This is a genomic window from Sphingopyxis sp. H053 (genome assembly GCF_001468225.1).
Taxonomy (GTDB): domain Bacteria; phylum Pseudomonadota; class Alphaproteobacteria; order Sphingomonadales; family Sphingomonadaceae; genus Sphingopyxis.
In genome coordinates, this window is sequence record NZ_LNRU01000001.1 from 177,943 (window position 1) to 200,201 (window position 22,259).

At 65.7% G+C, this 22,259-nt stretch carries 20 protein-coding genes; 14 read left to right on the forward strand and 6 right to left on the reverse strand.

What is annotated here, in order from left to right; all coding sequences use genetic code 11:
• Nucleotides 1–4 precede the first annotated feature (4 nt).
• Together ATE70_RS00775 and ATE70_RS00780 are read right to left on the reverse strand one after the other, a co-directional pair.
• The gene (locus tag ATE70_RS00775; RefSeq protein ID WP_058536064.1) at nt 5–1,345 is read right to left on the reverse strand and encodes a peptidylprolyl isomerase; all 1,341 of its coding nucleotides are present in this window, start codon (nt 1,343–1,345) and stop codon (nt 5–7) included.
• Nucleotides 1,346–1,479: 134 nt separating this feature from the next.
• The gene (locus ATE70_RS00780; RefSeq protein WP_058536065.1) at nt 1,480–3,783 is read right to left on the reverse strand and encodes an LPS-assembly protein LptD; all 2,304 of its coding nucleotides are present in this window, start codon (nt 3,781–3,783) and stop codon (nt 1,480–1,482) included.
• Between the two features lie 133 nt (nt 3,784–3,916).
• Between ATE70_RS00780 and ATE70_RS00785 the strand changes: the two genes are divergently transcribed.
• From ATE70_RS00785 to ATE70_RS25580, 4 genes are all read left to right on the forward strand, one after another.
• Nucleotides 3,917–5,362 carry a leucyl aminopeptidase gene (locus tag ATE70_RS00785; protein WP_058536066.1) on the forward strand — a complete coding sequence of 482 codons (1,446 nt, stop codon included), beginning with the start codon at nt 3,917–3,919 and terminating at the stop codon, nt 5,360–5,362.
• 20 nt (nt 5,363–5,382) lie between these two features.
• Complete coding sequence (locus ATE70_RS00790) at nt 5,383–5,832, forward strand: DNA polymerase III subunit chi (RefSeq protein ID WP_058536067.1); 450 nt, start codon at nt 5,383–5,385, stop codon at nt 5,830–5,832.
• 87 nt (nt 5,833–5,919) lie between these two features.
• Nucleotides 5,920–6,342, forward strand: coding sequence for a nucleoside-diphosphate kinase (ndk, locus tag ATE70_RS00795; RefSeq protein WP_037518700.1), 423 nt, complete (start codon nt 5,920–5,922; stop codon nt 6,340–6,342).
• A gap of 130 nt (nt 6,343–6,472) precedes the next feature.
• Nucleotides 6,473–6,607 carry a hypothetical protein gene (locus ATE70_RS25580; RefSeq protein ID WP_269433249.1) on the forward strand — a complete coding sequence of 45 codons (135 nt, stop codon included), beginning with the start codon at nt 6,473–6,475 and terminating at the stop codon, nt 6,605–6,607.
• Between the two features lie 3 nt (nt 6,608–6,610).
• Here the strand turns inward: ATE70_RS25580 and purN are convergent, their stop codons facing one another.
• Both purN and purM read right to left on the reverse strand, forming a co-directional pair.
• The gene (purN, locus tag ATE70_RS00800) at nt 6,611–7,561 is read right to left on the reverse strand and encodes a phosphoribosylglycinamide formyltransferase (RefSeq protein ID WP_058536068.1); all 951 of its coding nucleotides are present in this window, start codon (nt 7,559–7,561) and stop codon (nt 6,611–6,613) included.
• Nucleotides 7,554–8,660 carry a phosphoribosylformylglycinamidine cyclo-ligase gene (gene purM / locus ATE70_RS00805; RefSeq protein ID WP_058536069.1) on the reverse strand — a complete coding sequence of 369 codons (1,107 nt, stop codon included), beginning with the start codon at nt 8,658–8,660 and terminating at the stop codon, nt 7,554–7,556. The genes purN and purM overlap by 8 nt, the downstream gene beginning before the upstream one ends.
• A gap of 85 nt (nt 8,661–8,745) precedes the next feature.
• Between purM and ATE70_RS00810 the strand changes: the two genes are divergently transcribed.
• From ATE70_RS00810 to ATE70_RS00825, 4 genes are read left to right on the forward strand one after another with little or no spacing between them, the layout of a single operon-like run.
• Complete coding sequence (locus ATE70_RS00810) at nt 8,746–10,017, forward strand: hypothetical protein (RefSeq protein WP_058536070.1); 1,272 nt, start codon at nt 8,746–8,748, stop codon at nt 10,015–10,017.
• Nucleotides 10,017–10,670, forward strand: coding sequence for an HdaA/DnaA family protein (locus tag ATE70_RS00815; RefSeq protein ID WP_058536071.1), 654 nt, complete (start codon nt 10,017–10,019; stop codon nt 10,668–10,670). The genes ATE70_RS00810 and ATE70_RS00815 overlap by 1 nt, the downstream gene beginning before the upstream one ends.
• Nucleotides 10,661–12,835 (forward strand): RNA degradosome polyphosphate kinase, encoded by a 2,175-nt coding sequence (locus tag ATE70_RS00820; RefSeq protein ID WP_058536072.1) that lies wholly within the window; start codon nt 10,661–10,663, stop codon nt 12,833–12,835. Before ATE70_RS00815 ends, ATE70_RS00820 begins: the two co-directional genes overlap by 10 nt.
• Before the next feature lie 50 nt (nt 12,836–12,885).
• Entirely contained in the window at nt 12,886–14,337 is a 1,452-nt protein-coding gene (locus tag ATE70_RS00825; protein WP_231732546.1) for a Ppx/GppA family phosphatase, read from the forward strand.
• Nucleotides 14,338–14,342: 5 nt separating this feature from the next.
• On the opposite strand, the gene ATE70_RS00830 is transcribed toward ATE70_RS00825, so the two are convergent.
• Together ATE70_RS00830 and rnd are read right to left on the reverse strand one after the other, a co-directional pair.
• A complete protein-coding gene (locus ATE70_RS00830; RefSeq protein WP_058800974.1) occupies nt 14,343–14,735 on the reverse strand; it encodes an MliC family protein in 393 nt (130 codons plus the stop codon).
• A 79-nt stretch (nt 14,736–14,814) separates the two neighbouring features.
• Nucleotides 14,815–15,990 (reverse strand): ribonuclease D, encoded by a 1,176-nt coding sequence (gene rnd / locus ATE70_RS00835; protein ID WP_058536075.1) that lies wholly within the window; start codon nt 15,988–15,990, stop codon nt 14,815–14,817.
• 109 nt (nt 15,991–16,099) lie between these two features.
• Here rnd and ATE70_RS25060 point away from each other — a divergent pair, with 109 nt between their 5' ends.
• The 6 genes from ATE70_RS25060 to ATE70_RS00865 all read left to right on the forward strand — a co-directional run bounded on the left by ATE70_RS25060 (nt 16,100) and on the right by ATE70_RS00865 (nt 22,247).
• Nucleotides 16,100–16,429: a hypothetical protein gene (locus ATE70_RS25060; protein WP_058536076.1), complete on the forward strand. Its 330-nt coding sequence runs from the start codon at nt 16,100–16,102 to the stop codon at nt 16,427–16,429.
• The gene (locus ATE70_RS00845) at nt 16,429–17,940 is read left to right on the forward strand and encodes an FAD-binding protein (protein WP_058536077.1); all 1,512 of its coding nucleotides are present in this window, start codon (nt 16,429–16,431) and stop codon (nt 17,938–17,940) included. The genes ATE70_RS25060 and ATE70_RS00845 overlap by 1 nt, the downstream gene beginning before the upstream one ends.
• A gap of 181 nt (nt 17,941–18,121) precedes the next feature.
• Nucleotides 18,122–19,903, forward strand: a complete 1,782-nt coding sequence (aspS, locus tag ATE70_RS00850) for an aspartate--tRNA ligase (RefSeq protein WP_058536078.1) — start codon at nt 18,122–18,124, stop codon at nt 19,901–19,903.
• 3 nt (nt 19,904–19,906) lie between these two features.
• Nucleotides 19,907–20,779, forward strand: a complete 873-nt coding sequence (locus ATE70_RS00855) for an alpha/beta fold hydrolase (RefSeq protein WP_058536079.1) — start codon at nt 19,907–19,909, stop codon at nt 20,777–20,779.
• Between the two features lie 91 nt (nt 20,780–20,870).
• Nucleotides 20,871–21,656: a polyphosphate kinase 2 family protein gene (locus tag ATE70_RS00860; protein WP_058536080.1), complete on the forward strand. Its 786-nt coding sequence runs from the start codon at nt 20,871–20,873 to the stop codon at nt 21,654–21,656.
• Between the two features lie 54 nt (nt 21,657–21,710).
• Entirely contained in the window at nt 21,711–22,247 is a 537-nt protein-coding gene (locus ATE70_RS00865) for a J domain-containing protein (RefSeq protein ID WP_058536081.1), read from the forward strand.
• Nucleotides 22,248–22,259: the final 12 nt, after the last annotated feature.

Here is a 22,259-nt window from a genome sequence, read left to right on the forward strand (position 1 = left end):
AGGGTCAGCTATATTCGATCACGGCATCCCGGCGCAGGTCGCGCAGATAGCGCTGGGCCCGCTTGTTGACCTTGTCTTCCAGCAATTTCTGTTCGATCTGCTCGAGGTTCGGGGCGGTTGCGGTTTGCGGCATGTCGCGGCCGCAGAGCACGAGGACACTGACGCCTTCGTTCGCGGCGCCAAAGGGCTGCGTCGTCTGGCCGATCTGCAGACTGGCGAGCGTCGCTTGCAGCGGCGCCGGCAGCGCGCGCATCTCGATATTGTCGCGCGACACGACGGTGGCGCCCAAGCCCTGCGCCACCGCGTCGGCCGCGCCGCAACCGGCGATGCCGCGCGTCTTTTCGGCAAACTGGCTCGCCAGTTCCGAAGCCTTCGCGGGGGTGGTGCCCGCAGGGAAATCGAGCGAAATCTGCTTGAGGCTGAGGATCGCGTCGCGCGGATCGGCGGTCAGCACCTGCCGCCGGTCGATCATCAGCATGATCGAAATCCCGCCCGGCACCTCGATCGGGCCGACGAGCTGGCCCGGCGCCATCTGCGTTGCCGCTTCGCCCATCGATCCGGGCAGCTGTCCGGCCTTTACCCAGCCCAGATCGCCGCCGACGACGGCGGTCGAGGCTTCCGAAAACTGGCGCGCATAGGCGGCAAAGCTGCCACCGGCCTGCAACGCCTGGATGATCTTCTTGGCATTTTCGGTCACTGCCGCAGCGGTTTCAGGGGTCGACGACAGATAGATTTCGCCGAGGTGGAACTCGTCCTGGCCCTTGGTCCCGGTCATCTGGTCGGCGACGATCTTGACCTCTTCGGTCGACACGTTGGTCGTCGACTGGATGTTACGCGACAACAGGCGGTCCCAGGCGAACTCGCCGCGGATCTGCTGCTTCACCGCCGCCGCCGACGAGCCTTTCGACGTAAGATAGCTCGAAAACTGCTCGGGCGTCTGCTTGAAACGCGTGGCGAGGCGGGCGAATTGCTGGTTCACGACATTCTCGTCGATCGTGATCTCGGCCGCCTTGGCTTCCTGAATCTGCAGTTTTTCGTCGATCAGGTTGCTGAACACCTGGCTGCGCAGCCGTTGGACTTCCTCGGGCGGCAGTTCGACATTGTTGTTGGCGATGCGGATCAGCGCCATGCGCTGCTCGATATCGGTAGCGGTAATGATCTCGCCATTCACCGTGGCGGAAGGGCGATAGACGTTCGGCTTGGCGTCACCGAAAAGCTGCACATTGCCCGGGATGTTGAGGCTGGTCGTCGGAACGTCACTGTCTGCAACGGTCTGGGCCACCACGGGCGTTACGCCAACTGCAGCCAGCGCGATCAGGCCGGTCATGGTCGAAAATTTGGTCATCTTTACCCTATTCGAGAAAGTCCGGACGCTCCGTATCAGCGGAAACGCCCGATGGTCCAGCGCAATCCGCCAAATAGACCGTTTGATGCCGGGGCATAGGCCGCAGACGCTGAACCTAGGCTGAGCGAATGCCGTCAGAACCCCAGATTGCGGAAGGCGATGCGGAACGAGAAGCTGTTGCCGCGCCGCGCGTCGCCGGTGTCGGCATAGTCGCGGCGCCAGGTCAGCGCGATCGACAGGCAGTCATCGTCATAGGCGACGCCCAAGCGGTGGCGAATCGGCTCGAAACCGTCGGCGCTGCTGAGCGGATCGTCGGTCTGCTGGGTCAGATCGACGATTGCCGACCCGAAGACCGACCAGTGTTTCGCGAACGCGACGCGGCCGCCGGCGCGTACCTCCTCGCGGTCCTGCAAATCCTCGCCGAGCAGCAGGATGTCGCGGTTGAGCCGCGAATAGCCGAGCACGGCATAGGTCGCGCGGCTGCCGATCGTCGCGTCGAATTCGTTGCGGCGGATCGCGAAATTATCCTTGTCGAGCCGGTAGCGATGGGTCAGGCGCAGGAAGTCGCGATAGGCAACGGTGGTGCGCCCGACGATGTCCGACGTCCGGTCGGTCAGCCCGGTGCCGTCGGGAAACAGGCTGGGCTTGTCCGACAGGCGATAGCTCTGGCCGACGACGCTGCTGATGTTGAAGCCCGGCCGGCTGTAATTCCATTCGACGCCATAGGTGATGCGCGCGCCGTCCTCGAACCGGTCGTGGCCGTTGAAGCGGTTGATCGCGAATAAATTGCTGTCTTCGAGGTCGAACGCGCGCGAATCCTCGTTCGGGATGTCGATATTTTCGATCGGCGGCGTCGCGACGATCTGGACGCGCGGGGTCAGCGTTTGCGTGCCGCCCGCGAATTCGCCGATGAAGGGCCAGCGCATGTCGGCCGCGACCGCGGCGATCGCGCGCGCCTGCCAACCCGATTTGCCGCGGTAGCCGGGGATCGCGGTCAGCAGATTCTCGTCGCTGTGATAGACGTCGCCGCGCACCAAGGCGGTCAGCGTCACTTCCTGACCCAGCCCCGTCAGCCCGCGCAAATCCCAGCGCGCGCCGGCAAAGGCACGCTGCGTGTCCTGCCCCGCGGTGCGGCCGATCGCGAGTGTGTTGAGCTGCAGCTCGAACTGCCCGCCAAAGATCGGATCGGCAAGCCGCTGGCGATAGTCGATGATCGGCAGCGCGATCGGTTGCTGGCCCTGTTCGTCGTTACGGCGCAGCGTCTGCGTTGCCCAGCCGGCGATCGACAGATAGCTATTGCCCCCGATCCGCTCGAGCTCGAAGGTCGAGCGCAGCCGGTCGTCGCGGCTGATGTCATAGCGGCGCATGAAGGTGCGGTCGGTCGCGATGCGGCCCGAATAGGTCAGGCTCCAATGCGGGTCGAACTGGAACTTGCCCGCGCTCTCGAGGTAGCCGCGGAAGCGCTTTTCGCTGTCGGGATCCTCGCCGGTCAGCGGGACGAGCGAGCCATAGGTGGCATAGCCGTTGATGCGGAACGATCCGATGTCGGTCAGCGCGCGGAACTCGCCTTCCAGCATCGGCGCCGCGCTGGTGTAGAGGTGCGGGGTGATCGTGATGTCACGGTCGGACGCGAGCCGCAAATAATAGGGAACCGCGATTTCGAACCCGTTGCTGCGGTCGAGCCGGATTTCGGGCACCAGGATGCCGCTGCTCGGCTCGTTGTTGATCGAATGGCTGAGGCCGGGAAGCGGGATCAGCGGCAGGCCGAAAATCTCGACGCGCGCGCCCTTGTAGCGGACCTTGTTCTCCGCCCGGTCGTACAGCACCTTAACGGCGCGAATCTGCCAGCTCGGATTCTTGGGGCAGCCTTCGTCGTCCTCGACCGGGCAGGGGGTATAGGCGGCGTTCTCCAGCTCGATATTGCCGTTGTCGAAGCGCGTGCCCTTGACCGCGGCGAGCCGCGATCCATTGTCGAGCACGACGAGCATGTTTTCGACCACGCCGTCGCGCAGCGTGTCGGTCAGCTCGATCTTGTCGCCATAGGCGGTGTCGCCCTCGGGGTTCTTGATGACGACATTGCCCTCGGCAAAGACCTGGCCCGTCTTGCGGTTCCAGGTGACCTTGTCGGAACGCATCTCGACCGCTTCGCGGTTCATCTGGACATTGCCCTCGGCAACGACGACTTCGGTGTCGCTGTCATAATTCAGATTGTCGGCGGCGAAACCGATCTGGTCTTCGTCCTTGACCGCGGGGGCGTCGGTCGTTGTCGGGACGACGTCGGGCGTCTGCAGCTCGGGTTCGCCCACGACCTCTTCCGGCTGGGCCGGATTCGCTTCGGTCTGGGCCAGCACGGGGCAAGCGGCCAGGGCCGCGCCGCTCGCCGTCGCCAGCCAGAACGGCCGCGCACGCGCTGCTTGTTGGAACAAAGCCCAGCTCATTTTGATATCTTTGTCCCGCACCTTATTTAGCGTCCACCCGGCTTGGACCGGCAGCTTTGTTTTTGCAACTCGCAAGCGAAACCCCTATCGGTCCGCCACGTTCCAATCAATCATCGCATAAGAAAGTTAAGGCATGGACATTCAGTTTGTCGCGCAAATCGATGCGTCTGCCGACGTCGTCGCATTTCCGGTCCGCAAGGGCGAGGCCGGTGCGCTCGGCGCGCTGCTCGGCGCCGCGGCGGCCCAGGCACGCTTCGACGGCGTCGCGGGTGCGATTGCCGAGACCGCGGCGATCGACGGCGACCAGGCGAAGCGCCTGCTGCTCGTCGGGGTCGGCGAAGGCAGCGAGCAGGATCTTGAGCGCGGTGGCGCGGCGCTGACGGCAAAGCTGCAGACGAGCGGCGCGACCGCGGTCCATGTCGATTTCGCGAGCGCGGGGCAGAGCGATGCCGACGACGTCCTCGCCTTCGCGATGGGCGCGCGCCTGCGCAACTGGCGCCTCGACACCTATCGCACGCGCCTTGCCGATACGGCGAAGCCGAGCCTGAAGACGGTGACGATCGCGTCGCCCCACGGCGACCTCGCCGGTCGCTGGGCCGAGAACGAGGCGATTGCCGATGGCGTCGCGCTGACCCAGACACTCGTCGCCGAGCCGCCGAACATCCTCTACCCCGAGACGTTCGTCGAACGCTGCCAGCACCTGACCGACCTTGGCGTCGAACTCGAAATACTCGACGAACGCCAGATGAAGGCGCTCGGCATGGGCGCGCTGCTCGGCGTCGCGCAGGGCTCGACCCGCCCGCCGCGCCTGCTCGCGATGCGCTGGAACGGCGGCAATCCGGGCGATGCTCCCGTCGTCTTCGTCGGCAAGGGCGTGACCTTCGACACTGGCGGTATCAGCATCAAGCCCGCCGCGGGCATGGACATGATGAAGTGGGACATGGGCGGCGCGGGCGCGGTCGCGGGCGCGATCAAGGCGATCGCGGGCCGCAAGGCGAAGGCGAACGTCGTCGGCGTCGTCGGTCTTGTCGAAAATATGCCCGACGGCAATGCGATGCGCCCCGGCGACGTCGTTTCCACCATGTCGGGGCAGACGGTCGAGGTGCTCAACACCGACGCCGAGGGCCGCCTCGTCCTGTGTGACGCGATCAGCTGGGCGCAGAGCGCCTATAATCCCAAGGTGATCGTCGATCTCGCGACCTTGACCGGCGCGATGGTGATCTCGCTCGGCCACGAATATGCCGGCATCTTCGCCAATGACGACACGCTCGCGGCCGACTTGCTCGCGGCGGGCGAGGCCAGCAACAACAAATTGTGGCGTTTCCCGCTGTCGCCCGCCTACGACAAGCTGATCGACAGCCCGATCGCCGACATGAAGAATATCGGCCCGCGCGAAGGCGGCTCGATCACCGCGGCGCAGTTCCTCAAGCGCTTTGTCGGCGAAGGCGTCGCCTGGGCGCATCTCGACATCGCGGGCATGGCATGGGCCGACAAGGACGGCCCGGTGTGGGCGAAGGGCGCGACGGGTTACGGCGTGCGCCTGCTCGACCGCTACATCGCCGCCAATCACGAAGGCTGAGCGAAACGGGGCAGGGGAGCATGGCGCGCGTCGACTTTTACCGGCTGACCCGCGACCCGGTCGAACGGGTGCTCCCCGCGCTCGCGACGCGTATATTGGCGAACGGCGACCGCCTGCTGGTGGTCGCCGCGCCCGCGATGCAGCGGCAGGCGATCGACGAGGCGCTGTGGACGCTGCAACCTGCAAGCTTCCTGCCGCACGGCCACGCGGGCTCGCCCGACGAGGAAATCGAGCCGATCCTGATCGCGGGCACGCTCGATCCATCGCCGCCCAACCGCGCGACGCTCATCGCGCTCGCCGATGGCGAATGGCGCGAGGAGGCGCTGGGGTTCGAGCGCACCTTCCTGCTCTTCGACAACAGCCGCATCGACGACGCGCGCACGCTCTGGCGCACGCTGGCGGCGCGCGACGACGTCGACAACCGCTTTTGGAAACAGGACGAAAACGGCCGCTGGTCCGAAGGGCCGTAACGCGCCCACGCTCTATCCTTGCGATACGGCCAAAGCGCCGCTAGAGGCGCGCGCATCGCAGACCATAATAACACAGGAGCTTCCCCCATGGCGGTCACTCGCACCTTTTCGATCATCAAGCCCGACGCCACGCGCCGGAACATCACCGGCGCCGTCACCAAGATGCTGGAAGACGCCGGCCTCCGCGTCGTCGCGTCGAAGCGCATCCACATGAGCCGCGAACAGGCCGAAGGCTTCTACGCGGTCCACAAGGAACGCCCCTTCTTCGGCGAACTCGTCGACTTCATGATCAGCGGCCCCGTCGTCGTCCAGGTCCTCGAAGGCGAGAACGCGATGCAGGCGAACCGCGACATCATGGGTGCGACCAACCCCAAGGACGCAGCTCCCGGCACGATCCGCAAGGAACTCGCCGAAAGCATCGAAGCGAACACGGTTCACGGTTCGGACAGCGACGAAAATGCGGCGATCGAAATCGCCTATTTCTTCAAGCCCGAAGAAATCGTCGGCTAAACCTGACACGTCACCCCAGCGAAAGCTGGGGTCTCCATCGGTCGTGCGCGGCCTCATGAGATCCCAGCTTTCGCTGGGATGACGAAACAAGCGAAGAGGCCGCCGGAGCGATCCGGCGGCCTTTTGTCTGGTGGAACAAGCCAGCGAGCATCGCGTTGTCACGCTCACCGATCCGTTCGGCTTCACATGGCGACTGGCGCAGCTCATCGAAGAGGTGCCGCACGACGAAATCGAGAGGCGGATGCACGCGGACGCGCGCGAATAATTCTTAAAATTCGTCGGCGACGCCCATCAGCCCGGCCAGCTTCTTCGGTGCGACCGACAGCCAGCTTTTGCGCAGCCATTCGCCGATCGCATCCCAGTCGGTGTCGCCAAGGTCGAGGCGGATGCCGACCCAGCCCTCGCCGAAATAGGCGGGGCGGTAATAGCGCTCTTCGTCGAGTTCGATCAGCGCCGCCTGCTCGTCGCCGCCGCTGATCTTGACGAGCAGCGCGATCTTGCCGTCGCCATGATGATCCTCGGTGAAATAGGCGAATTTCTTGCCCTTCACGATGCCGAAGCAGGGCATGCCGTGCGAGGTCACCTCGTCGGCCTCGGGCAGCGCCATGGCGAGTTCACGCACGCGGCCGCGCAGATAATCGGGCGACCGCTCGCGCGTCACGAACGCCGCGAGCGTGGCGGGGTAAAGCTGATGTTCGGCGAACTGCACCCGCCGCGCCAGCGTTTCGACGGTATCGCCGGACAGGATCGCGACCGGCGTCTGTGCAAGCACCGGACCCTCGTCGACACCGGCCGTCACGATATGGACGCTGCATCCGCCGAATTTGTCGCCAGCCTCGATCGCCTGGCTGTGTGTGTTCAACCCCTTGTAAAGCGGTAGCAAGCTCGGGTGGATGTTGATCATCTTCCCGGCCCAGCGCGCGACGAAATCGTCGGACAGGATGCGCATATAGCCGGCGAGCGCGACGAACTCGGCGCCCGCCGCGCGCAACTGCTCGTCGACCAGCGTATCGAACGCGTCGCGGTTCATGCCCCTGTGCGATACGCCCCACGTCGCGATGCCCTCGGCCTCGGCGATCGTCAGCCCCGGCGCATCGGGATCGTTGCTTCCGACGAACACCAGCTCATAGGGGCAGTCTTTGGCTTTCGCCGCATAGAGCAGCGCCGCCATATTGGTGCCGGCGCCCGAAATCAGGACGGCGACACGCGCTTTAGCCATTATGCGTGGCGCTCCACGGCGCACGCGCGCTCCACGTTTCGGCGCTGCCCGTCACGGTGCAGGCCTTTTCGCCGTCGGCGATATGGCCGATCCGGAACACGGTTTCGCCGGCGGCCTCAAGCGCTGCGGTGACCGCGGCAACATCGCCCTCAGCGACAACGACCGCCATCCCGATCCCGCAATTGAAGGTGCGCGCCATTTCCTCGGGCTCGATATTGCCCTGCGCCTGCAGGAACGCCATCAGCCGCGGCTGTTCCCACGCGTCGGCATCGACGTGCGCATGAAGCGTTTTCGGTAGAATGCGCGGGATATTCTCGAGCAGCCCGCCGCCGGTGATATGTGCGAGCGCGTGAATCTGGCCGGTCTTCACCAGCGGCAGCAGGCTCTTCACATAGATGCGCGTCGGCGCCATCAGCGCGTCGATCAGCAGGATCGTCTGGTCGAACAGCGCAGGGCGATCGAGCTTCCATCCCTTGTCCGCCGCGAGCCGCCGCACGAGCGAGAAACCGTTCGAATGCACCCCCGACGAAGCGAGGCCGAGAATCACGTCGCCCGCCGCGACCTTGTCCGCGGTCAGCACCTGATCGCGCTCGACCGCGCCGACGCAGAAGCCCGCAAGGTCGTAATCGCCGTCCGAATACATGCCTGGCATTTCGGCGGTCTCGCCGCCGATCAGCGCGCATCCGGCCTGCTTGCAGCCCTCGGCAATGCTCGCAACGACCTCGGTCGCGACATCGTTGTCGAGCTTGCCCGTTGCATAATAATCGAGGAAAAATAGCGGCTCGGCGCCCTGCACGATCAGATCGTTCGCGCACATCGCGACGAGGTCGATCCCGACCCCGTCATGCTTGCCCGATTCGATGGCGAGTTTGAGCTTGGTGCCCACGCCATCGTTCGCGGCGACGAGCAGGGGATCGTTGAACCCCGCCGCCTTCAGGTCGAAAAAGCCGCCAAAGCCGCCGAGGTCGGCGTCGGCGCCGGGTCGGCGCGTCGCACGGGCGAGCGGAGCAATGGCACGGACCAGCGCATTGCCGGTCTCGATCGATACGCCGGCCCCAGCATAAGTGTAGGGGGCGGGTTGGTTGTGCTTGGAATCCATGGCCCGCGCGACTAACGCTTCCGGCCGACAAATGCCATGATTTCCTTGTCGGGGCCCGCGCTTTTGGGCAAAGCATAGAGAAGATATGATTTCGGCTGCTTTCCCCCGCTTCGCCCCGAGCTTCGCCTTCGACGCCCTGCGTGGCCGCGATTGGCGCTGGGCGGCGCTTTTCGGCCTGTTCTTTGCGATTCTGCTCGTTGGCGTGGTCGATGGTCAGATCACTCGCGGCGACCGCGGCATCACCCCGATCAACAGCAGCGGCGATTTCCTGACGAGCGGCATCATGGTCGACGTCACCGGCGACAATGCCGACGATGCGCGAACCAAGGGCTGGCGTGAGGCGCAGCGCCTGGCCTGGGCCCAGCTTTACCGCAAATTGAACGGCAGCGACGGCCCCAAACTCGGCGATTCGGTGCTCGATGGCATCGTCACCGCGATCGTCGTCGAGGAAGAGCAGATTGGCCCGCGCCGCTATGTCGCCCGGCTCGGCGTCCAGTTCGATCGCGTGCGCGCAGGGCAGATTCTCGGCGTCAGCGGCCGTACTTTGCGCTCGCCGCCCTTGCTCGTCATCCCCGTCTATTCGATCGACGGCATCCCGCAGGTGTTCGAACAGCGCAGCGCCTGGCAGCGCGCGTGGGCCGAATATAATACGGGGCAGAGCGCGATCGATTATGTCCGCACCGCGGGCACCGGCGCCGATACCTTGCTGATCAACGCGGGGCAGACCGGCCGCCGCGGCCGCGTCTGGTGGCGCGTGATCCTCGACCAATATGGCGCCGCCGACGTGCTGACGCCGATCGCGCGCGTCGAATATTCCTATCCGGGCGGCCCGATCAAAGGCTATTTTACTGCGCGCTTCGGCCCCGACAGCAAGCTGATCTCCACCTTCACGATGACCGGGCCCAGCCCCGCGGCGCTGCCCGACATGATGGAAAAGGCGGTCGCGCGGATGGATCGCATCTATATCGACGCGCTCGCGGCGGGCGTGCTGCGCACCGATACCTATCTCGTCCTCGAAAAGCCGGTCGAAAAGGAAGACCTGCCCGAAGAGATCGCGGCCGACGACGAGATGCTGCCCAGCGAAACCGATGCGAGTGTGCCGACGACAACCGCCGTCGGGGTACAGAGCTTCACCGTCCAGTACAGCTCGCCCGACGTCGATTCGGTCACCGCGACCGAACGCGCGGTCGCGGGCGCCGCGGGCGTCCAGTCGGCCTCGACCACCAGCCTTGCGCTCGGCGGCACCTCGGTGATGCGCGTCAGCTTCCGGGGTGACCTCGCCGCGCTCGGTGCGGCGCTCGCCGCACGCGGGTTCAAGGTGCAGGAAGGCGGCGGTCAGCTCAGGATCAGCCGCTGATGGCGCGCGCGTCCCAGATCGCGCTGCCGCTCGATTGGAGCGCGGGGGGCAGCAACGACGGTCCGCTGATCGTCGGCACCAGCAACGCCGATGCCGTGCGCTACCTGCGCCACGTCGCAACATGGCCCGTCCGCACCGCCGTGCTCACCGGACCGCGCGGTTCGGGGCGCAGCCTGATGGGCCGGCTCTTCGCGCGCGACACCGGCGGAAAAATCATCGACGGGCATGACAGCGTTTCGGAAGAAGAGATTTTCCACGCCTGGAACGCCGCGCAGGCCAGCGGCTCGCCGCTGCTGATCATCGCCGATGCGCCGCCGTCGGAATGGAATGTCGCGCTTCCCGACCTTCGTTCGCGCCTGGCGGCGGTGCCGGTGCTCGCGATCGGCGATCCCGACGACTGCCTTGCGCGCGACCTGATCGAGGCGCTGTTCGCGCAGCGCGGCATGGCGCTTGCGCCGGGCGTCGCCTCCTATATCGTGCCGCGGATGGAGCGCAGCTATGCGATGATCCACCGCGTCGTCGCGGCGCTCGATGCCGCATCGCTCGAAAAGGGCGGCGGTATTAGCATTCGTCTTACGCGTGAAACATTACTGTCACAGGGGCTCATCGATCCCGATTTGCTCGAACGACAGGATGACGCGACATGTCGATAACCGGCGGCCCCTTACGCGCAGACAATGATGCCGATACCGCGGCGACGCCGCCCAGCTTTGGTCCCGAACGCTTCTTCAACCGCGAACTCTCCTGGCTCGCCTTCAACCGGCGGGTGATGGAGGAGGCGCGCAACCCCGCGCATCCCTTGCTCGAACGTCTTCGCTTCCTGTCGATCTCGGGCAGCAACCTCGACGAATTCTTCATGGTCCGCGTCGCGGGGCTGAAGGGGCAGCAACTTCAGGGGATCGACGATCCTTCGGCCGACGGCCGCTCGCCGGGGCAGCAGCTTGCCGAGATCGAGGCCGAGGTGAACCGCCTCGTCGACCAGCAGCAGAGCGAATGGCAATTGCTCCATCGCCAGCTCGGCGAACAGGGCATCATTGTCCACGGCACGGGGTCGGACAAAGAGGCGCTGCGCACCGCCTTGCGCCAATATTTCATCGACCAGATTTTTCCGATCCTCACCCCGCAGGTGCTCGATCCGGCGCATCCATTCCCCTTCATCCCGAACCGCGGCCTCGGCGTCATCTTCGATCTGCAGCGCAAGGCGACGGGTGACACGATCCGCGAACTGGTGATGATCCCTTCCTCGCTGGCGCGTTTCGTGCCGGTCCCGGGGCAGCCGGGCTCGTTCGTGCCGATCGAATATCTGATCGAGATTTTCGGCGACCTGCTGTTCCCCGGTTTCACCATCCGCTCGCTGGGTGTGTTCCGCATCATCCGCGACAGCGATATCGAGCTGGAAGAAGAGGCCGAGGATCTCGTCCGCCTGTTCCGCACCGCGATCCGCCGCCGCCGCCGCGGCCGCGTGATCCTGCTCGAACTCGAAGCCGACATGCCTGGCGAAATCGCCGAGGTGCTCAACGCCGATATTCAGGGGCACGAAGCGATCGTTGCCAAGATCGGCGGCTTCATCGGGCTAGCGGCGCTGTCGGCGCTCGTCGATGTCGACCGGCCCGACCTCAAATTCCCCGCCTATTCGGCGCGTTTCCCCGAACGCATCCGCGAACATGGCGGCGACTGTTTCGCGGCGATCCGTTCGAAGGACATCGTCGTCCATCATCCGTATGAAAGCTTCGACGTCGTCCTCTCCTTTCTGCGTCAGGCGGCGGCCGATCCCGACGTCGTCGCGATCAAGCAGACGCTCTACCGCGCCGGCAACCAGTCGCCGGTGATCCGCGCGTTGATCGAGGCGGCCGAGGCGGGCAAGTCGGTCACCGCGGTCGTCGAGCTCAAGGCGCGCTTCGACGAGGAGCAGAATCTGCTCTGGGCGAACCAGCTCGAACGCGCCGGGGTACAGGTCGTCTACGGCTTCATCGAGTGGAAGACGCACGCCAAGATTTCGATGGTCGTGCGCCGCGAGGGGCAGGGGTATCGCACCTATTGCCACTTCGGCACCGGCAATTATCACCCGGTGACCGCGCGCATCTATACCGATCTCAGCTTCTTCACCGCCGACCCGCGCGCGGGTCGCGACGCGGCGCAGCTGTTCAATTACATCACCGGCTATGTCGAACCCGAACGGCTCGACCTCATCACCATGTCGCCGCTCAACATGCGCGCGCATCTGTCCGACCTGATCGACGCCGAGACGGCGGCGGCGAAGGCCGGCTTGCCGTCGGGCGTATGGGCCAAGATGAACAGCCTCGTCGACCCCGACATCATCGACAAGCTTTACGAGGCGAGCGCTGCGGGCGTGCCGATCGAACTGATCGTGCGCGGCATCTGCTGCCTGCGCCCCGATGTGCCCGGGCTGTCCGAAACGATCCGCGTCAAATCGGTCGTCGGGCGCTTTCTCGAGCACAGCCGCGTGTGGGCCTTCGCGAACGGCGCGGCGCTGCCGCATCGTGGGGCAAAACTCTACATCAGCAGCGCAGACTGGATGCCGCGCAACTTCGACCGCCGCGTCGAATATATGATCCCGATCGAGAACCCGACCGTCCACGACCAGATTTTGGACCAGGTGCTCGTCGCGAACCTGATCGACAATGAACAAAGCTGGATCCTGCAGTCCGACGGCACCTCAGTGCGGGTGAAGCCGGACGACAAGCCATTCAATCTGCATCATTATTTCATGACGAACGCGTCGCTATCGGGTCGCGGAACGGCGCTCCACAAGCGTCACGACGTCCCGACCCTCGCCTTCAACACGCGCGAAGATTGACGAAATTGACCCCACAGCGTTCCTCCAGGCAGGCGGTCAGTCGATCCGCCGTGATCGATATCGGCTCCAACTCGGTCCGCATCGTCGTCTATGAAGGACCGGCGCGCGCACCCGCCGTGATCTTCAACGAAAAGGTCGCCGCGGGTCTTGGCCGCGGGCTCGCCATCGATGGCCGCATCGCCCCGGGAGACGCCGAGCGCGGCCTGGTCGCGCTGCGGCGCTACGCGCTGCTCGCCGAGCATATGGACGTCCAGGACGTGCAATGCGTCGCCACCGCAGCGGTGCGCGATGCGGTCAATGGTCCCGACTTCATCGCCGCCGCGGCCGAGGCGGGACTGAATATCCGGCTGCTGTCGGGCGAGGAGGAGGCCGAGGCTGCGGGGCATGGCGTGCTGTCGGCGATCCCCGACGCGCACGGCGTCGCAGTCGATCTTGGCGGTGGCAGCCTCGAACTCGCCGAAGTGTCCCGCGGCAAGGTCGGCCGCCGCGCATCCTTCCCGCTCGGCGTGCTCCGCTTGCCCGCGCTGCGGAAGGATGGCGAGCAGGCGTTTGAACGCGCGATCCGCAAGATGCTCCGCGCCGCGGGCTGGCCGGGCGAGGGGTTGACCGGGCTGCCGCTCTATCTGGTCGGCGGTTCGTGGCGCGCGCTCTCGCGCCTCGATCTCGAACTCACCAAGGACCCGCTTGCGGTCCTCGATCAGCACACATTGCCACGCAGCGCGCTGCGCCGCCTGCTCCGCGCGACCAAAAGGTTGAGCTTTGAAGAGCTCCGCGCCATCCCCGGCATGGCGTCGAACCGCGCCGCGGCCTTGCCCGATGCGGCGGCGCTGCTCGCGGCGCTCGTCAACATTCTCGATGTGCCCGAAATGACCGTGTCGTCATCGGGGCTTCGCGAAGGCCTGCTCTATCAGGCGCTCGATGCCGAAACGCGCGCGCAGGACCCACTGATCGTCGCCGCCGAATTCGAGGGCCGACGCCTCGCGCGGTTCGCGCCGCACGGCCGCGCGATCGCCGAATGGATCGCGCCGCTGTTTGCTGACGAGGCTCCCGCCGACAGCCGCGTCCGTTTGGCCGCCAGCCTGCTCAGCGATGTCGCCTGGTCGGCGAATCCCGATTTTCGCGCCGAGCGCGGCACCGAGATCGGCCTGCACGGAAACTGGCGGAGCATCGATATCCCGGGCCGCATCCTCCTTGCCCGCGCGCTGTACGCGGGCTTTGGCGGCACCGACGCCGAGTTTCCCGCGATGGGCAGTCTCGTGACGCCCGAGCGCCTGGCGCGGGCGCGTCAATGGGGGCTCGCGATCCGTTTGGCACAACGCCTGACCGGCGGCATCCAGGCGCCGCTCGACGGCAGCTCGATCGCGATGCGCGGGGGCAAGCTGCGGCTCACCCTCACGCGCGAATGGCACCATCTGATGGGCGAAGCGGTCGAGCGGCGACTGCGCGCACTCGCGAACGCGCTTGACGCCGAACCCGTGGTGGATTTGCAGGACGGCGGCTGAGCGACCTAGGTCGCCGGCGCGGTGCAGGTCGTCCCGGCCGCCGATGCGGTTTCTTCACCGGGCTTGAGCGGTGCGAGCGAGCCTTCGGTCATGCCCTTGGTCCACCATTGCCAGCCGCCGCCGACATAGCGGGCGCCGCTCGCCGACATTGCGCTTTTCATCTCGACCGTCTTGCCCGCGACGACGATCTGCGCCGTGTCGGTGGTCGGGTAGCGCGCCTCGACGGTCGATCCGTCGGCACAGGTGTAGCGAACAGGCTCTGCCGCAGGTGCGGCAGGTGCCTCAGCCTTGGGGGCGGTCGATTGTGCGGTGTCCACGGTGGGGGCTTCGGTTTTGGTCGGCGCGGCGTTGCAGCCTGCAACGCCGATTGCGAGGGCGATAGCGACGGGGAAACGCATGGCCTGCTCCTTCATGACATCACTGCCGCCCGATTATGGGGCAACGGCCAATGCCGTGCAATAGCAAGGCCGTAGGCTCTCAGGCCGCGCCGTCGATCTCGCTCATCACCAGCTTGCCGTTCTTGACTGCAAAGCCCATCCGGCCTTCGACCAGATCGAGCGCCGCGTGGCCGAACACGTCATAACGCCAGCCGTCCATCATTTGGATTCCCTCGCGCGCGCCCGCAGCGAGCGCTTCCAAATCGTCGCTGCGCGCGATTAACCGCGCCGCGACGTTCAATTCGCGCGCGCGAATTTTCAGCAGCAGCTTGAGCAGGTCGGCGACCAGCGTGCCTTCCTTGCCGAGCCCCGGGCCGCGCGGTGCGCGCTCGGGCATGTCGTCCTTCGACATTGGCTTGGCGCCCGCGATCGCGTCCATCAGCCGGCCGCCGATGTCGTTGGTGCGCCACGTTGCCGACAGTCCGCGCACGCGGCCCAGCCCGTCCTGATCCTTCGGCGGATGCGCGGCGAGGTCGGCGAGCGTTTCGTCCTTGACGATGCGGCCGCGCGGCAGATTCTTTTGCCGCGCCTCGCGTTCGCGCCACGCGGCGAGCGACTGCAAGCGGCCGAGCACGTCGAGCTTGCGCGTCGGGATCTTGATTCGCTGCCACGCCTTGTCGGGATCGACGCTGTAATTGGCGGGATCGGCGAGCTTTTCCATCTCCTCGTCGAGCCAGTGACCGCGGCCGGTCTTGATCAGCTTATCGAGCATCATCGGGAAAATCTTGGCGAGGTGCGTGACGTCGCCGACAGCATAGTCGATCTGGCGCTTGTCGAGCGGACGGCGGCTCCAGTCGGTAAAGCGCGCGCCCTTGTCGAGTTGCAACCCGATCCACGCCTCGACCAGGTTCGAATAGCCGACCTGTTCGGCCTGACCGAGCGCCATCTGGCCGATCTGGGTGTCGAAGATCGGGTGCGGCGTCTTGCCGGTCAGGTTGAAGATGATTTCGACATCCTGCCCGCCCGCATGAAAGACTTTCAGCATGTCCTCATTGTCGACGAGCAGGTCGAGCAGGGGCCCCAGGTCGATGCCCGGCGCCATCGGATCGATCGCCGCGGCATGGTCGCGGTCGGCCACCTGGATCAGGCAAAGCTCTGGCCAGAAAGTGTTTTCGCGCATGAATTCGGTATCGACCGCGATGAAATCGCTGTTCCGAATGAGGTCGCAGAATTCGACGAGCGCGGCGTTGGTTTCGATCAACGGATGGACTTGCATAGCGCGCCTATACAGCTAGTTGAGAGGAACGGGCAGGAAAAATTGCCCGCGCTCTTCGGGTCGCGGAGCCGGAACACCGGCTGGGGAAAAAGACGAAGGGATTTGGGGCATGATGTGGCTCGGTTGGGCGCTCGCCGCGCTCGGTTTTGCGTTGATTTTCGGGCAATATGCCGCGGGGCAGGCGGACATCTTCGTGTCGATCGCCAATCCGCGGCCGCTCGACGAGGAATCGATGGTGGTCACGTTGAAGGGCTGGGGTTTCGCCGCCCAGGCGGCGCAACCGTTCGTGACGCCCGAATCCGATCATGGCCTGTGCGACGTTCGGCTGTTCGCGACGCGGCGCCAGATGCTCGTCGCGATCGCGACCTTCGGCTTCCTGCGGCCGGTGACCGTCGCGTGGCGCGCACACGCCGGCGTCCTCCCGCTGGGAGACGCCTGATGCCCATCGTCAAGCTCGGCGACGAAGGGCGCTGGACCAATTATCATGGCACCGGCACGTGCGAGGCGGCGACGCGCTTTGCCTTGCGCAGCGGTGATGCGGAGCGCGGACGCGACGAGATCGCGATCGCCGCGAAGTCGGTGCAGGACTGGCTCGCGGCGGCGCAGGCCGCGAAGCGCCGTGTCCGTCCGCTCGGCGCGGGCTGGTCGCCGTCGAATGTCAATATCAGCTCGCAAAGCTGGCTGCTCCACACGCGGCGCTTCAATCGTTGTTTTCGCATCGGCGCCGATGACGTCCGCCCCGGGATCGACGCCGGCGCCCTGATGCTCGTCGAAGCGGGCGCCCTCGTCGACGAGGTATCGGACAAGCTCGAAGCACAAGGCCGCTCGCTGTGGACCAGCGGCGCGGGCAATGGACAGACCTTCGCGGGCGCCGCTGCAACGGGCACCCACGGATCGATGATCGCGCGCGGCGGGATCCAGGACCATATCCGCGCGCTGCAGATCGTCACCCCAAGCGGTATCCGCTGGATCGAGCCCGACACCGGCGTGATGAGCGACGCCTTCATCGCCGCGACAGGATCGACGGCGCTCCGCGACGACAATATGTTCGCCGCGGCGCAGCTTCCCGTCGGCTCGCTCGGCATCGTGACGGCGCTCGTCGTTGACAGCGTACCGAAATTTCTCGTCCGTCCGATCCAGAATCTGCGCAAGGTCGATCGGGCGGCGCTGGACTGGCTCGCCGCCGGCGATTTCCGCCGCTTCTCGGCCGCCTATGCGCTCGATCAGGATCCCGATTTCGTCCAGATGATCGTCAATCCGTACAAGCCGTTCAGGCGGCCGGCGATGCTGCGCTTCCTCTATCGCGAACCCTGGCGCGACGATTATCCCCGCGCGACCCCCGGCCAGCTCGGCGCCGGTTATGACGCGCTCAGCCTGCTCGGCCGGTTGCTCAACGATTATCCGTGGGCGCGCGGGCCGTTGCTCCAGTTCGCGATGAAGCAGGGCTATGCCAGCGGCCCCGATATCGACGCGCCGCCGGTCTATGGCAGCTGGGGGGAGGGGCTCGACACGCACCGACCGCTCGCCGACCTGTTCAACGCCTCGGTCACCATCGACCGCGCCGACCTTGCGCGCGCGTTCGAACGCATCTGCGCGGTCTATGCGCGCCACGGCGGCTCGACCGTCGTCACCATACGTTTCATGGAGCGCGCGCAAGGGCTGCTCGCTCCTGCGCGTTTCACGCACAATGCGGTGATCGATTTCGACGGCCCGCGCAGCCAGCGCACCGCCGACGCCTATACCCGCGTGGTCGAATGCCTCGATGCAGAGGGGATCACCTTCACCCGCCACTGGGCGAAAAGCTGCCGCCTCGACGCCGCGCGCGTCGCCGCCGATTATGGCGAGGATTTCCGCCGCTGGCGCACCGCGCGCGACCGGCTGCTTCCCGATCCGGCGCACCGCGCGCTGTTTGGCAGCGAGGTACTCGACGGGTTGGGGCTGACCTGCTGAAGCATCCGTCGCCCCCGCGAAGGCGGGGGCCGCAAGAGGCGTTGAGCAAGGTTGCCAGCGGCCCCCGCCTTCGCGGGGGCGACGAGCCAAGTCTTGACAAATCGCTCGCCGCGCTGCCTTAGGCGCGGCCATATCGGTACGTTTGCGCGTGCCTCCCCGGACATGTGAGAGACCCAAGAAAATGCACGCCTATCGCACCCATAATTGTGGCCAGCTCCGCGCCGAGGATGTCGGCCAGAATGTCCGTGTCTCGGGCTGGGTGCATCGCAAGCGCGATCATGGCGGGCTGCTCTTCGTCGATCTGCGCGACCATTATGGCCTGACCCAGATCGTCGCGGACTCGAGCGACGCGGCCTTCGCCACGCTCGACGGCCTGCGCGCCGAAAGCGTCGTGACGATCACAGGCGACGTCGTCGCGCGCTCGGCCGAAACGACCAACGCGAACCTGCCGACCGGCGCGATCGAAGTGCGCGCACGCGACGTGGCGGTCCAGTCGGCGGCGATCGAACTGCCGATGCCGGTCGCGGGCGAGCAGGAATATCCCGAGGATATCCGCCTCAAATACCGCTTCCTCGACCTCCGCCGCGATCGCCTGCATGCGAACATCATGCTGCGCTCGAACGTGATCGCAAGCCTGCGCCGCCGCATGGTCGATCAGGGCTTCACCGAATATCAGACCCCGATCCTCACCGCCTCGTCGCCCGAGGGCGCGCGCGACTATCTGGTGCCCAGCCGCGTTCACCCCGGCAAATTCTATGCGCTGCCGCAGGCGCCGCAGATGTTCAAGCAGCTGCTGATGGTCGCGGGCTTCGATCGCTATTTCCAGATCGCGCCCTGTTTTCGCGACGAAGACGCGCGCGCCGACCGTTCGCCCGGCGAATTCTATCAGCTCGATTTCGAAATGAGCTTCGTCACGCAGGACGACGTGTTCAACGCGATCGAGCCCGTGCTCGCGGGCGTCTTCGAGGAGTTCGCAAACGGCAAGTCGGTCACCCCGGCCGGCTCGTTCCCGCGCATCCCCTACCGCGAATCGATGCTGAAATATGGCAATGACAAGCCCGACCTGCGCAACCCGCTGATCATCACCGACGTTTCGTCGCACTTCACGGGATCGGGCTTTGGCCGCTTCGCCGACATCGTCGCCGCGGGCGACGTCGTGCGCGCGATCCCGGCACCCGCGACCGCCGAGAAGAGCCGCAAATTCTTCGACGACATGAACAGCTGGGCGCAGGGCGAGGGCTTTGCCGGCCTCGGCTATGCCACGCGCAAGGGCGGCGAATGGGGCGGCCCGATCGCCAAGAACCACGGCGCCGACAAGATGGACGCGCTCGCCGCCGAACTCGGCATCGGCCCCGACGATGGCCTCTTCTTCGCCGCGGGCAAGGAAGCGGTTGCCGCGAAGCTCGCCGGTTTCGCGCGCACCCGCGTCGCCGAGCAGCTTGAGCTGATCGATCCGAACAAGTTCGAAATGTGCTGGATCGTCGACTTCCCGATGTTCGAGGCCGACGAGGACACTGGCAAGATCGATTTCAGCCACAACCCCTTTTCGATGCCGCAGGGCGAGCTAGAAGCCTTGGAAACCAAGGACCCGCTCGACATCCTCGCGTGGCAATATGACATCGTCTGCAACGGCGTCGAACTGTCGTCGGGCGCGATCCGGAACCATCGCCCCGACATCATGTATAAGGCGTTCGAGATTGCAGGCTATTCGCAGGCTGAGGTCGACGCGAATTTCAGCGGCATGATCAACGCCTTCAAGTTCGGCGCGCCGCCGCACGGCGGCTCGGCGCCGGGCGTCGACCGCATCGTGATGCTGCTCGCCGACGAGCCGAACATCCGCGAAGTCGTCGTCTTCCCGATGAACCAGAAGGCCGAAGACCTGATGATGGGCGCGCCCGCGCCGGTCAGCGACAAGCAGCTCAAGGAACTCGGCATCCGCATCGTCGACGGCCCGAAGGGCTAAGGCGTGAGCGAACCCCGGGAGCACCGGCTGGAAACGCCGGAAGGCGATATCTGCTGGTTCGAATGGGGAACGCGGGGGCAGGAGGCTTCGCTGCTCCTGCTCCACGCGACGGGCTTTCACGCGCGGGTGTGGGATCAGGTCGTCGCGGCGCTGCCCGCCGGCACGCACGTCATCGCGCCCGATCATCGCGGGCATGGGCGCAGCTACCGTCCCGCGACGCTCGCCAACTGGGCGGCGACATCCGACGCGCTGTTGCCGCTGCTCGACGGGCTCGGCGGGCATCCGCTCGTTGGCTGCGGTCACAGCATGGGCGGCTACGCGCTGACGCGGCTCGCGTCGCAGCGACCCGCAGCCTTTCGTCACCTCGTGCTGATCGATCCGGTGATCATGGACCCCGCCTTTTATGAAGGCGAGGCGGCCAAGCCCATCCCCGATCCCGCCGAGCATCCCGTCGCGCGCCGCCGCAACAGCTGGGCGAGCGCCGAAGAGATGCGCGCGCGTTTCGCCGACCGGCCGCCCTATGCGAATTGGGATCCGCGCGTCCTCGCCGACTATTGCACCCATGGCCTGCTCCCGGCAGCCGAGGGCGAGGGGCTGGAGCTTGCCTGCCCGCCGGCGCTCGAAACATCGGTCTATCAAAATGCCCTGCGCATCAGTCCGCACGAGTGGCTGCACTATCTGGCCACGCCGTCGATGGTGATCCGCGCCCCGACCGGCGAGCGCGGCGGCCCGCTCGATTTTTCGCTGAGTCCGACCTGGACCGGTCTTGGTGCGGCGCTCGGCGCCGAGCGCGACGAACTATGGGCTGAGCATAGCCATTTCATTCCGATGGAAGATCCCGCGCGCGTCGCCGCGCTGCTCGCGGAATTGCTCTAACCGCGTAACGAAACGCGCGCGCGCTGTCCCAGAAAATGACAGGGCTGCATCGCTCTTGGTAGGACGCCTCCGGTTGCGCTAGGGAGGCGCGATGAGCATTTCCCTCTCCGATCACGAAGCCGGCGCCAAATATGACGGCGACTATTCCGATGCGCTCGATGCGTTGCAGGAACGGCTTGAGCGCGTACAATCCGCGCATATCACGCACGGCCAGCGCAGCATCATCATGTTCGAAGGCTGGGACGCGGCAGGGAAGGGCGGCATCATCAAGCGCATGACCGCGCTGCTCGATCCGCGCTATTTCGAGGTATGGCCGATCGGCGCGCCGAACGACGAGGAAAAGGCGCGCCATTTCCTCTGGCGTTTCTGGAGACGCCTGCCGGGCAATCGCGAAATCTCGATCTTCGACCGCAGTTGGTACGGCCGCGTCCTCGTCGAGCGTGTCGAGGGCTTTGCGAGCGAGGCCGAATGGCGCAAGGGTTATGACGAGATCAACGAGTTCGAGGCGCAGCTCACGGGCAGCCGGACGAACCTCGTCAAGATCTTCGTCCACCTGACGCAGGAAGAACAGGACAAGCGCTTCACCGACCGCCTCGACGATCCGTGGAAGCGGTGGAAGACGGGACCTGAGGACTATCGCAACCGGTCGAAGCGCAAGGCCTATCTCGCCGCGATGGAGGATATGTTCGCGCAGACGAACACGCGCTGGGCGCCGTGGAAGGTGATCGACGGCAATAACAAGAAGGCCGCGCGCATCGCGGCACTGACCCATATCGCCGAAGCGCTCGAGGCGATCGTGCCGATGACCCCGCCCGATCTCGACCCCGCGGTCGTCAAACTCGCGGGCAAGGCGTTCGGTTACAAGCCCAAAGACTAGGTTTTTCGGCCTCCTCGGCTAGCAATCGCGCGCCCCAGCCGCTACATGGGGGTGATGAGCCGCGCCAAGAGATCCGACGATTGGGGTTTTCCCCGCTGGCGCCCCTATGGCTCGTCGCGCGAGACGCAGAAGGTGCGCCTCTGCGATCGCCACGGCTGCACCAACCCCGGCAACTGCCCCGCTCCGAAGTCGCCGAACAGCCCCGAACGCTGGTATTTCTGCGAGACGCACGCCGCCGAATATAACCGCGGCTGGGACTATTTCGAGGGTTTGAGCGCCGAAGATGCCGCCGAGCGGGCTGCTAATGAGACGCGCGACGCGGGGGCGTATGCAAAGGCCCAGCATTATGCCTGGGGCGGGTCGGGCGACGGCAGCCGCAGTGCCGACGAAATGCGTGCGCTCGAAATTCTCGACCTCGAACCCGACGCCGATTTCGAGGCGACGAAAAAGGCATGGCGCAATCTTGCCAAAGAAACGCACCCCGACGTGAAACCCGGCGACGCCGACGCCGCGAAACGCTTTGCGGCAGGGCAGGCGGCGTTCGAGGTGCTGAAGCAGGCCGAAGAACGGAAAAGCTGGAAGCCCGCGTAATGCCGGTGTTTC